Raw genomic sequence first — 11,622 nt, 5'->3', positions numbered from 1 at the left:
AGTTGGTGGTGCGCACGTGAACACAGTGGTCGTGGTCGGGGACGTGGCGGTGGACGTGGTCGCGGCCCATTCCGGACCGGTGGTGCACGGCGGCGACTCGCGGGCGCGGATCGCCCTCACGACCGGCGGTGCCGGCGCGAACACGGCGGCGTGGCTGGCGTGGTGCGGGGCCGAGGTGGCGTTGGTGGCGCGGGTCGGTGAGGACGCGGCGGGTCGGCAGGCACTCGAGGAGCTAACCACCGCCGGGGTGCGTTGCGCATTCACTTTCGACGGCGAGGCCTCGACCTGCTGCGTCGTGGTTCTGGTCGACGACCAGGGTCAGCGCAGCATGCTGCCCGACCGGGGGGCGAGCGCCCGGATGACCCCGGACGACCTCGACCCGGCGCTGCTGGCCGGCGCCGAGCACCTGCACCTGTCGGGTTACGTGCTGCTCGACGAGTCGACGCTCGGCGCGGGGCTGGCGATGCTGGCGGCTGCCAGGGACGCCGGCCTGACCACCTCGGTCGACCCGCAGGCCGCCGCCCTGATCACCGACCCGGCGCGGTTCGTCGAGGAGTTGGCCGGGGTGGACCTGCTGCTGCCCAACCTGGACGAGTTGGCGGCGCTGACCGGTTCGCGCAGCGCCGCGAGCGCGGAGCGGCTGCTGGGGGCCTTCGGTGCGGTCGCGGTGACCACCGGCCCGGCGGGGGCCAGTTGGGTGGACCGCGACGGCACGGTGTCGGTGCCGGCCGCGCCGGGTGCGTGCGTGGACACGACCGGTGCCGGGGACGCGTTCGACGCCGGGCTGTTGAGCGCCTGGCTCGCCGGAAAGTCCACAGAGGACAGCCTGTTGGCCGGTGTGCGCGCGGGAGCGTTGGCCGTGGGGCGTACGGGGGCACAGCCCCCGCGTTAGCCCTCGATGACGGAGCGGCCCTCGCCCTCGATGGCCTTGGCCGGCCGCTGGTAGCGGTTGACCTCCTCGGCCCTGCGCGGCGGACGGTCGTTGGCGATGAGCACCGCGACCCACGGCAGCGGGATCGACAACACCACGAAACCCACGGCCAGCCACCAGGTCTCGTGGAAGATGCCGGCGAGCACCAGACAGGGGAAACGCAACAGCATCATCGTCAGGTACTTGCGTTTGCGCTCGGCGAACTCTTCCTCGTACGAACGCGCCGCCTCGGTAATGAGCACCGGGGTGTCGTCCCGCTCGGATTTCACGACACCACCTCCTGCTACCCATGCTCCCACTCCTCCCAGAGGATTGGGCCATCCGGGTGGAGATGGATCGCTCGACCGGGTCGAGCCGGTATGAAGGTCTCATGACGTTGAGCGGGCTCGACCCCCGACTGGACCAGTTCCGGCAACGCCCGCTCGAAAGTCCGTTGGAACGTCTGCGCTACACCGTCACCGAGGCCAACCTGCTGCGACACCTCGACCCCGCTCCGCAACAGGTGCTCGACGTCGCCGGTGGGACCGGCGTCGAGGCCGTCCGGCTGGCCGCGCTTGGCCACGAGGTGACCGTCCTTGACCCGGCCGGCGCGATGCTCAACCTGGCCATCGAGACCGCCGAGAGCGTCGATGTCGGTGAGCGGCTGCACGTGGTCCAGGCCGGTGCGGCCGACGCGCCCGAGGTCTTCGGCCGGGGCGACTTCGACCTGGTGCTGTGCCACAACCTGCTGCACTACGTGGACGACCCGGCCGAGGTGCTGATGGCCGTGACCGCGCCGCTGCGCGAGGGCGGTCTGCTGTCGCTGCTGGGCCCCAACCCCGACTTCGACCCGCTGCACGCCGTGGTCCGCGACCTGGACCCGGACGAGGCGCTGCGCACGGTGCTCAGTGACCGGCCGGCGCCGGTCGGTGAGCTCGTCACCGCGCTCGCCGAGCTGGGGGTGACCGAGGTCGTGCGCTACGGGGTGCGCTGTGTGTCCGACCTGATCGACCTGGGGCACGCCGAGGACCCCGACTTCCTCGCCGACCTGACCCGGCTGGAGATCACCCTGGCCGACCGGATGCCCCAGCTGCTCACCGCGCGCTACTTCCACCTGGTTGCCCGCGTGTAGGACGCCCCTGCCACCATGATCGCCGTGCGTGCGGTGGCGGCGAGGGTGAGTTCGGCGAGTGTTTCGGTCTCCGGTGAGGTCGTCGGCGCGATCGACGAACCGGGCCTGCTGGTGCTGCTGGGTGTGACCACCACCGACACCGCCGAGCAGGCCGCGACCATGGCCCGCAAGCTCCATGAGCTGCGTGTCCTGCGCGACGAGCAGTCCTGCGCCACCGCCGGCGCACCACTACTCGTAGTCAGCCAGTTCACTCTGTACGGGGACACCCGAAAGGGTCGCCGACCGTCGTGGACGGCAGCCGCCCGGCCCGAGGTGGCCGAGCCCCTGGTCGAGAAGGTCGTCGCCGAGCTGCGCGGGCGCGGGGCGCGGGTGGCGACCGGCCGGTTCGGCGCGATGATGGCCGTCACGTCGGTCAACGACGGCCCGTTCACCGTCATCGTCGAGGTCTGAACCTCGAAAACCCCGCACCGCCACCGACGGTCGGCCCGTATGCTTCTGGGTCCCCACCGAGCCCCCTCGCGCCCTCGGGACGCGTGAGGTGCGGCCACCGACTCAGCACACACGAGGTACCCCCACCGGTGAACCGCACCTTCCAGGTCGACCTTCGCGGCATCGTCGACCTGCTCAGCCACCACCTCTACTCCAGCCCCCGCGTCTACCTGCGGGAACTGATGCAGAACGCCGTCGATGCCACCACCGCCGCCGGTACCGACGGCGCGACCATCGCCGTCGAGGTGGACGGGCGCACGCTCACCATCAGCGACTCGGGCATCGGGCTCACCGAGGCCCAGGTGCACGAGTTCCTGGCGACCATCGGCCGCAGCGCCAAGCGCGACGACCTCGGCTTCGCCCGCCACGAGTTCCTCGGCCAGTTCGGCATCGGTCTGCTCTCGGCGTTCCTGGTCGCCGACGACGTGCGCGTGGTGACCCGCTGCGGCGACGCACCGGCCGTGGCCTGGGTCGGACGCGCGGACGGCACCTACACCGTCGGCCCCGCCCAGCGGGCGAGCGCCGGCACCACCGTCACTCTCACCGCCCGGCCGGGCTGCGAGCAGTGGTTCGCCGTGCCGACCGTCATCGAGCTGGCCCGCCTCTACGGCGGCCTGCTGCCCCACCCGGTCACGGTCAACGGCGAGACCGTCAGCGGTGAACCGCCGTGGCGCGCCGACGGTGCTGATGGCGACCGCACGCCGGGCCAGCGCCGCGCGGACCTCGTCGGCTACGCGCAGGACACCTTCGGCTTCACCCCGTTCGACGTCGTCGAGCTGTCGGTGCCCGAGGCGGGCCTGACCGGGCTGGCGTTCGTGCTGCCCTTCGCCGCGAGCCCGGCCGCGCGCGCCGGCCACCGCGTCTACCTCAAGCGGATGCTGCTGTCCGAGTCGGCCACCGACCTGTTGCCCGACTGGGCGTTCTTCGCCCGCTGCGTGGTCGACTCCGGCGAGCTACGGCCCACCGCCAGCCGGGAGGCCCTGCACGCCGACTCGCTGCTGGACAGCACCCGCGAGGCGCTCGGCGACGCGCTGCGCGGCTGGCTGGTCGACCTGGGCCGCACCGATCCCGCGCGGCTCAACCAGTTCCTCGGCATCCACCACCTCGGCGTCAAGGCCCTCGCGCTGCACGACGACGAGATGCTCCGGCTGGTCGACCAGTGGTGGCCGATGGAGACCAACGTCGGCCAGATGACCCTCGCCGACTTCCGCGCCCGGTACGGCACCGTGCGCTACTCGGCGACCACCGACGACTTCCGCCAGCTCGCCGCCGTCGCCGCCGCGCAGAACCTGCCGCTGGTCAACGGCGGCTACACCTACGACGCGGAGATCATCGAGCGGCTGCCGGCGCTCGACGCCGAGCTGACCGTCGCCCGGCTCGAACCCAGCGACCTGGCCACCCGGTTCGAGGCGCTCGAACCGGCCGCCGAGCTGGCGCTGCGCCCGTTCCTGCTGGCCGCCCAGCGCGGCATGGACCCGTTCGGCTGCGACGTCGTGCTGCGCGCGTTCGAGCCGGCGTCGCTGCCGGTGCTGTTCCTGGTCGACCGGGCCGCCGCGTTCCAGAGCGAACTGCGCGCCACCCGCGAGCGGGCCGACGAGCTGTGGGCCGGGGTGCTCTCGGCGTTCGAGAAGCCGGCCGAGGACCGCCCCCAGCTGGTGCTCAACCACCGCAGCCCGCTGGTGCGCCGCATCTGCCGGCTCACCGAACCCGACCTGGTGCGCCTGGCGGTGGAGTCGCTCTACGGGCAGGCGCTGCTGCTGGGCTACCACCCGATCCGGCCGGCCGACGCCGCGCTGCTGAACCGTTCGTTCCTCGGCCTGCTCGACCAGGCCGTGCCGACCACCGAGGACCTGCCGTGAGCCGCACCGACCGTGAGCTGTGGGACCGGCTCGGCGCCGCCCACCGGATGCCCTACGGGCGCACCAAGACCACCACCGTCGAGGAGATCGTCCGCCACGCCGACGCCCTGGGCGAGGACGAGCTGCGGTTCGCCGCGCGGATGGTCGCGACCAGCGCGTACACCTTCGGCGGCGAGCCGGCCAAGGCGTTCGTCACCTTCGCCTGGTGCCTGGCGGCGTTCGACCGCGAGGGCGGGCGACCCGACGACGAGCAGGAGCTGCTGTGGCAGTTCAAGTGGATGACCAAGCTGACCGACTTCCCGGACATCCCGCTGGCCAGCGCCTACGCCATGCTCGACGACATGGAGCGGCGGTACCGCCTGGGCGGCCACACGCTCAACCCCGTGCACCAGAACCGCGAGGCGGTCGCCCGGCACATCGGTGACCGGGAGACCGCGGCCGAGCAGTACCGGCTGTGGTGCACGGCGCCGCGCGGCAGCCTGTCCGACTGCGCGGCCTGCGAGCCGACCGAGAAGGTGCGCTTCCTGACCTGGAACGGCCGCGACGAGGAGGCGGTGGCGGCCTCGCTGTCGGTGCTGGACGGGTCGCTGGACTGTCTCGAACAGCCGCAGGCGATCCTGACGAGCCTGCTGGTCCCCTACCTGCGCACCGGCCGGCTGGAGGAGGCGGCGGGCGCCCACCGGCGGGCCTACCGCCTGATCCAGGCCAACCGGGGCGAGCTGCGGATGATGGGCGACCACCTGACGTTCTGCGCGCTGACCGGCAACCACGCCCGGGGCCTGGAGCTGGTGGAGCGGCACCTGGGGTGGCTGGCCGAGCCGCCGAGCCCCTACGCCGACCTGTGCTTCAGCGCCGCCGCGGCGCTGGTGCTGCGGTTGGTCACCGACGCCGGCCACGGCGACACCCCGGTCCGGCGCCCGGCGCTGGACGACGCGCCGGCCACGACCCTGCCGGCCAAGCAGCTGCACGACGAGCTGGCGGCGCGGGCCCGTGGCCTGGCCCGGCGGTTCGACGAGCGCAACGGCACCTCGGCGGTCGGCGACCGGATCGAGGCGACGATCGCGGCGGAGCCGCTCGTGGCGCGGCTGCCGCTGTCCGGTCTGGCCCGCCGGGCCGCTGCCCCGGCCCCCGAGCCGGTCGAGGAGCTGCCGGCGTCTCCGGCCGACCTCGTGGCGCTGGCGCGCCGCGAGCGGCTGGCCGGCAACCACGTCGCGGAGGCGGCCGTGTGGCGGCGCTTCGACGAGGTGTGCCCCGATCCCGAGTCGGACCTGCTGGCCCAGCGGCTGAGCGCGCGTGTCCCCGAGGTCGCCCCGGACGAGGCGGGGCGGCTCGTGGAGCGCGTGATCGCGCTGTACGAGGAGCTCGGCGACCCGGTCCAGGTGGCGGTCAACCGGAGTCGGCTCGGCCTGGTGTGGTGTCACCTCGGTCGGGTCGAGGAGGCCGTTGAGCTGGTGGCGGCGACCACCGCCGAGCTGATGACCATCGGCGACGAGCAGCAGCGGGTGCGTGCCCAGCTCTGCCTCGGCGCTGTCCACGAGCTCGCCGGCCGCGACGAACAGGCCCGTGCGGCGTTCACCACGGCGGTGGAGCTGGCGCGGGAGTACGGCGATCCGATGCTGGTCGGCGACGCCCTGTACGCCCTGGCCATGGCAGAGGCCAAGGCCACCCCCGCGCGCACGACGGCGGCGATGGCGCTGCTGCGGCGGGCGGTGACCGCCTACGAGGCCGAGCCGGGCAGCGGCGCGCTGGCCGGGGCACGGATCCTCCTCGGCCGGCTGCACGCCTCCCTCGGCGAGTGGGATGAGGCACGCGCCCAGTTCACGGCGGCCGAGCGGACGACCGACCCGGGGGTCCGCGCGAACGCGCGGACCCTCACCGGTCAGGTCGCGCTGGACCAGGACCGGGCGGACGAGGCGTGTGGGCCACTGGCCGCCGCGGTCGCCGACCTCGCCGCCGCCGGCCGGCCGACCGCGCTCGCCAAGGTGACCTTCGCGGAGGCGAGCCTGGCCGCCGGGCGGCCGGAGGAGGCCGCCGACGCGGTGGAGGAGGCGCTGGCCGAGTTGCCGCCGGAGGCCGTCGAGCCGGGCAAGCACGCCCGGTTCGTCCTGGTTCGGGCCTACCGGGCGTTGGGCCAGCACGAGCAGGCGTTGCCGCTGTGCGCCGAGATCGCCCAGCTGTGCGCGGCCGAGGACAACCAGGCCGGCGCCGGCCAGATGCACGGGATCGCCGGTGAGATCCTCGACGAGCTGAACCGGGACGACGAGGCGGCGGCCGAGTTCGCCGTGGCGGCGGAGCTGTTCGGTGCGGCGGACGAGCCGATCGCCGCGCTGGCGAACCGGCGGCTGGCGGCGTTGTCCTGGCACTGGGCCGCCGAGGAGCAGCGCTGTCTGGACGCGCTGGCCGAGGCGGATGCCATGGCGGCCGAACTGGCAGACCGGCTGACTGCTGACGACGGCCCGGATCTGGCGTGGCAGAAGGCTTTCCTGGACTACGACGCCGCGCGCATCCACGCCAACCTCGGCCGCGCGGCCGACGGGATGGCCCGCGCGTCGGCGGCGGCCGACGGTTTCCGCGCGGTGGGCGGGATCGTGGAGTCCGTGGCCGCCACCATGCTGCGGGCCCGGCTGCTGGCCGACGGCGATCGGGTCGCCGAGGCGCGGGAGCTGCTCACCGCGGCGGCGCGGGAGATCCCGCCGGACGCCCAGGACGCGCGGGAGCGACTGATGGGTTACCTGGAGTCGCTCGACCAGTGACCCCGCCAGCGGGTAACTGTCCGAAGTGACCTGTTCCTGATCGAGTGTCACCCGTTCGTGCATAACCATGCAGTGGGAGCGCCCGCTGTCACAGCCGTGCGCTCCCACCGGTTCTCAGGGAAAGCTCAGGTTTAGTTGAGCAACCGGTGTGGCATGCATGACGTCATCCAGGTTGAGAAGTCGGGAACGAAACGAGCTACACGCACGTTTTCCAGAATGTCCAGCCAACGACGGACCCACGACGGCTCCAGCCGAGTGGTCAGTGCCTGACCCGTGACACCCGGTCGAAGGCTCACCGGACGTCAGGTGCCGGTGTGTGACACAGAGCACACCGACCCACGAACAGGGGGAGGGAGAGCATGACGGTCCCACAACAGCGCGACCCGGAGCCCGGCGAGATCGATCTCGACGCCCAGGGCCCCGCCGCCGACCTGGTCCGCGTCTATCTCAACGGCATTGGCAGGACCGCGCTCCTGACCGCGGCCCAAGAGGTCGAGCTGGCCAAACGCATCGAGGCGGGCGTGTTCGCCCACCACATGCTCGAGTCCAACGCCGCCGACGTCGACGGCGCGAGCACCACCGAACTGCAGGCACTCGTCCGCGACGGACACCGGGCGAAGAACCACCTGCTGGAGGCCAACCTCCGGCTCGTGGTGTCGCTGGCCAAGCGGTACACCGGCCGCGGCATGCCACTGCTCGACCTGATCCAGGAAGGCAACCTGGGCCTCATCCGGGCGGTCGAGAAGTTCGATTACACCAAGGGTTTCAAGTTCTCCACCTACGCGACGTGGTGGATCCGCCAGGCCATCACCCGTGGCATGGCCGACCAGGGCCGCACCATCCGGCTCCCCGTCCACCTCGTCGAGCAGGTCAACAAGCTGGCCAGGATCAAGCGCGACCTGCACCAGCAACTCGGCCGCGAGGCCACCCACGACGAGCTGGCCAAGGAGGTCGGCCTGACCCCGGAGAAGGTCTCCGACCTGCTCGACCACGCCCGCGACCCGGTCAGCCTCGACATGCCGGTCGGCTCGGAGGAGGACGCCCCACTCGGCGACTTCATCGAGGACGGCGAGGCGACCGACGCCGAGAGCGCGGTCATCTCCGGCCTGCTGCACGACGACCTGCGCCGCGTTCTCGCGACGCTGGACGATCGGGAGCAGTCGGTCATCAGGCTGCGCTACGGCCTCGATGACGGACAGCCACACACGCTCGACCAGATCGGCAAGCGGTTCGGCCTCTCGCGCGAGCGGGTGCGTCAGATCGAACGCGAGGTCATGTCGAAGCTGCGCCAGGGTGAGCGAGCGGAGCGCCTCCGCGCGTACGCCAGCTGACCAGGGACGAAAGAGGAACGTAAGCCGCGTCGCGAAGCCAGGCAACCTGTCGCGGCGCGGCTTACGTCTTCCCACGGAGCAGGACCGCCATTGACTTCACCTGCCCCAGACGGCACGGTCGATGCACGAGACTACGCGGTGCGGACTGTCAGCGACGGTGCGTAATCGCTCGCGACGGGAGGTCGGGACGGCCGGGGGCCGCCCCGGCCTTCCGGCTTTCGGGGCTCCGTGGCGTTGCCCACCACGGGGGATTACCCGTTCGGGCCGGGCGGTAACGTCGGGACGATCCCACCACCCGACAAGGGAGTCATCACGGTGACCGCCGCCTCCTTCGACCACGTAGAGCTGCTGCCGCTGGGTCAGGACACCCACACCGAGTACCGCCTGGTCACCCCGGACGGGGTCAGCACCGTCGAGGCGGCCGGACGGACGTTCCTCCAGGTGGCGCCCGAGGCGCTGACGCTGCTGGCCAAGGAGGCCATCCGCGACATCCAGCACCTGCTCCGCTCCTCGCACCTCGCCCAGCTCCGCGCGATCGTCGACGACCCGGAGGCCAGCGGCAACGACCGGTTCGTCGCCATGGACCTGCTGCGCAACGCGTGCATCTCCGCCGGCGGCGTGCTGCCGATGTGCCAGGACACCGGCACCGCGATCGTCATGGGCAAACGCACCGAGAACGTGCTGACCGGCGGCGCGGACGAGGCGGCCATCGCCCGCGGCGTGTTCGACGCCTACCAGGAGCTGAACCTGCGCTACTCGCAGCTCGCGCCGGTCACCTTCTGGGAGGAGCGCAACACCGGCACCAACCTGCCGGCCCAGATCGAGCTGTTCCACAAGGACGGCGACAAGGCCGAGTACGAGTTCCTGTTCATGGCCAAGGGCGGCGGCAGCGCCAACAAGACGTTCCTGTACCAGGAGACCAAGGCGCTGCTCAACCCCACGCGCCTGGCCAGGTTCCTCGACGAGAAGCTGCGCAGCCTCGGCACCGCCGCCTGCCCGCCCTACCACCTGGCGATCGTGGTCGGCGGCACGTCCGCCGAGCACAACCTCAAGGTCGCCAAGCTCGCCTCGGCCCGCTACCTCGACGACCTGCCGAAGGAGGGTTCGCCGCTGGGCAACGCGTTCCGCGACGTCGACCTCGAACAGCAGGTACTGGAGCTGACCAGGCAGTTCGGCATCGGCGCCCAGTTCGGCGGCAAGTACTTCTGCCACGACGTGCGGGTCATCCGGCTCCCCCGCCACGGCGCGTCCTGCCCGGTCGGCATCGCCGTGTCCTGCTCGGCCGACCGCCAGGCCAAGGCGAAGATCACCGCCGAGGGCGTGTTCATCGAGCAGCTGGAACGCGACCCGGCCCAGTACCTGCCGGAGGTCACCGACGACGAGCTGACCGACGAGGTCGTGCACGTCGACCTCAACCAGCCGATGGACCAGATCCGCGCGCTGCTCACGACACTGCCGGTGAAGACGCGGCTGTCGCTGTCCGGGCCGCTGGTGGTGGCCAGGGACATCGCCCACGCCAAGATCAAGGAGCGGCTGGACGCGGGCGAGCCGATGCCCGACTACCTGCGCGACCACCCCGTCTACTACGCCGGCCCGGCCAAGACCCCCGACGGGTACGCGTCGGGTTCGTTCGGCCCGACGACCGCCGGCCGGATGGACTCCTACGTCGAGCAGTTCCAGGCGGCCGGCGGCTCACAGGTGATGCTGGCCAAGGGCAACCGTTCCCGCCAGGTCACCGAGGCCTGCCAGAACCACGGCGGGTTCTACCTGGGGTCGATCGGTGGCCCGGCGGCGCGGCTGGCCCAGGACTGCATCAAGCGGGTGGAGGTCCTGGAGTACCCGGAGCTGGGGATGGAAGCGGTCTGGAAGATCGAGGTGGTCGACTTCCCGGCGTTCGTCGTGGTGGACGACAAGGGCAACGACTTCTTCGCCGGCACGTCCCAGCCGACCCTGCAGATCGCCTTCCGCCGCTGAGTCACCGCCGTTCAGCGACCGCCGTCGAGGACGACCGTGCGGTCGCCCAGCGGCGCGTCGAGGGCGACGGTGACCGGGCGGGGGGTCATGACGGTGGTGCACATGCGGCCGTCGGCCGGCCCGCCCTGCGGCTGGTCGAGCGGGCGCAGCTCGATCCGCACCTCGGTCTCGGTCTCGCCGGTGAGGCTGGCCTCCGCGCCGCCGCAGCCGCTGGTGGCCATGGCGAAGGTCTGCAGGGCACGGCCGTCGTCGAACGACCAGACCAGGCCACGGTGGTCGTAGTACTCGGGCACGGCGCTCGCGTCGACCTGGGCGGCGGGCACCTGGGTGACGCCGGGCGGCACGACGGGTTCCTGGTTCTCGATGCTGACCGGCGGTGCGGGAGCGGCCGGGTTCGTGCTGGGCGGCGGCTCGTCGAGCTTGGTGCTCGGCGGCGTGGGCGTGAGGCTGGGCTCGGTGGTGGCCGGCGCGGACTCGACGGACGTCTGGTCGGTGGGCTGGTCGGTGGCCTGGCCGCCGTCGTCGCTCTGGCCGCACCCGGCGAGCCCGATGAGTGTCGCTGCGGTCACGCTCGCGATCAGTAATGCCCTCATGGTCGATGGACGGTAGCGGGCGGGCGCGAGGTTGCATGGGAGGTGGTGTCCGGCCGTGCGGGGGCGTGGGGGCAGACACGGCCGGACACCTCGGGACGCGTCAGCTCTTGCGTTGTTCGTTGGTCAGGACGACGGTCCGCTGGTCGAGCGGCTGGTCGAGTTCGGTGGTGACCTTCGGGTACCGCAGGTCCATCGTGCACGGTGCCGGATCACTGGGCACCGTCTCCACCATCGTCACCGCGACCCGGGCGGAGTCCTGCGACGACACCTCGACACTGGCCTTGCCGCAACCGCCTTCCTGGGTGACGACGCCCAGCGTGCGGCCGTCGTCCTCGGTCCAGACCATCACCGGGTAGCCCTTGGGCAGGGCGGTGGCGTCGATCTGCTGGGGAGCGACCCGCTCACCGCCGGCGGGCGGTGTGCGCGCGGGCTGGCGGGCCGGCTCGGTGTCGGCCGGCGCCGTCGTGGTCGGGGTGGGAGGAGGGGTGGTCGGGTTCTCCTGCTGGTTGGCGCAGGCTGCCGTCAGTAAGAGCAGGACACCGGCGCCAACAACGGTTCCTAGGCGTCTCATGCTCTCAGGA

10 protein-coding genes are annotated in these 11,622 nt (G+C 72.0%); 7 read left to right on the top strand and 3 right to left on the bottom strand.

Features of this window, described 5'->3' with window-relative positions; translation table 11 throughout:
- The first annotated feature begins 16 nt into the window (after positions 1-16).
- The gene (locus BLA60_RS05095) at positions 17-892 is read left to right on the top strand and encodes a carbohydrate kinase family protein (RefSeq protein ID WP_075131574.1); all 876 of its coding nucleotides are present in this window, start codon (positions 17-19) and stop codon (positions 890-892) included.
- Here BLA60_RS05095 and BLA60_RS05090 read toward each other — a convergent pair.
- Entirely contained in the window at positions 889-1,200 is a 312-nt protein-coding gene (locus BLA60_RS05090; protein WP_084734667.1) for a DUF3099 domain-containing protein, read from the bottom strand. The two genes, BLA60_RS05095 and BLA60_RS05090, sit on opposite strands and share 4 nt — an antisense overlap.
- Positions 1,201-1,301: 101 nt before the next feature.
- Between BLA60_RS05090 and BLA60_RS05085 the strand changes: the two genes are divergently transcribed.
- From BLA60_RS05085 to BLA60_RS05060, 6 genes are all read left to right on the top strand, one after another.
- Entirely contained in the window at positions 1,302-2,042 is a 741-nt protein-coding gene (locus tag BLA60_RS05085; RefSeq protein WP_075131572.1) for a class I SAM-dependent methyltransferase, read from the top strand.
- A 24-nt stretch (positions 2,043-2,066) separates the two neighbouring features.
- On the top strand, positions 2,067-2,492 hold the full coding sequence (gene dtd / locus BLA60_RS05080; RefSeq protein WP_075132059.1) for a D-aminoacyl-tRNA deacylase: 426 nt from the start codon (positions 2,067-2,069) through the stop codon (positions 2,490-2,492).
- Positions 2,493-2,620: 128 nt separating this feature from the next.
- Positions 2,621-4,390, top strand: coding sequence for an HSP90 family protein (locus BLA60_RS05075; RefSeq protein ID WP_075131571.1), 1,770 nt, complete (start codon positions 2,621-2,623; stop codon positions 4,388-4,390).
- Positions 4,387-7,143, top strand: a complete 2,757-nt coding sequence (locus BLA60_RS44735) for a tetratricopeptide repeat protein (protein WP_211288612.1) — start codon at positions 4,387-4,389, stop codon at positions 7,141-7,143. The genes BLA60_RS05075 and BLA60_RS44735 overlap by 4 nt, the downstream gene beginning before the upstream one ends.
- 359 nt (positions 7,144-7,502) lie before the next feature.
- A complete protein-coding gene (locus BLA60_RS05065; protein ID WP_075131570.1) occupies positions 7,503-8,474 on the top strand; it encodes a sigma-70 family RNA polymerase sigma factor in 972 nt (323 codons plus the stop codon).
- Positions 8,475-8,789: 315 nt separating this feature from the next.
- Positions 8,790-10,448: a fumarate hydratase gene (locus BLA60_RS05060; protein WP_084734665.1), complete on the top strand. Its 1,659-nt coding sequence runs from the start codon at positions 8,790-8,792 to the stop codon at positions 10,446-10,448.
- An 11-nt stretch (positions 10,449-10,459) separates the two neighbouring features.
- Here the strand turns inward: BLA60_RS05060 and BLA60_RS05055 are convergent, their stop codons facing one another.
- The gene (locus BLA60_RS05055; RefSeq protein WP_154814133.1) at positions 10,460-11,041 is read right to left on the bottom strand and encodes a hypothetical protein; all 582 of its coding nucleotides are present in this window, start codon (positions 11,039-11,041) and stop codon (positions 10,460-10,462) included.
- 100 nt (positions 11,042-11,141) lie between these two features.
- Positions 11,142-11,612, bottom strand: coding sequence for a hypothetical protein (locus tag BLA60_RS05050; protein ID WP_075131568.1), 471 nt, complete (start codon positions 11,610-11,612; stop codon positions 11,142-11,144).
- Between the last annotated feature and the right edge of the window lie 10 nt (positions 11,613-11,622).

Origin of the sequence: Actinophytocola xinjiangensis (assembly GCF_001921215.1) — a bacterium.
GTDB lineage: Bacteria > Actinomycetota > Actinomycetes > Mycobacteriales > Pseudonocardiaceae > Actinophytocola > Actinophytocola xinjiangensis.
This window is presented reverse-complemented; position numbering and strand designations above follow the sequence as displayed.

Coding starts and splice junctions, on each gene's coding strand:
- BLA60_RS05085 (WP_075131572.1), top strand. CDS start 1,302: ATGACGTTGAGCGGGCTCGACCCCCGACTGGACCAGTTCCGGCAACGC.
- BLA60_RS05065 (WP_075131570.1), top strand. CDS start 7,503: ATGACGGTCCCACAACAGCGCGACCCGGAGCCCGGCGAGATCGATCTC.
- BLA60_RS05055 (WP_154814133.1), bottom strand. CDS start 11,041: ATGAGGGCATTACTGATCGCGAGCGTGACCGCAGCGACACTCATCGGG.
- BLA60_RS05050 (WP_075131568.1), bottom strand. CDS start 11,612: ATGAGACGCCTAGGAACCGTTGTTGGCGCCGGTGTCCTGCTCTTACTG.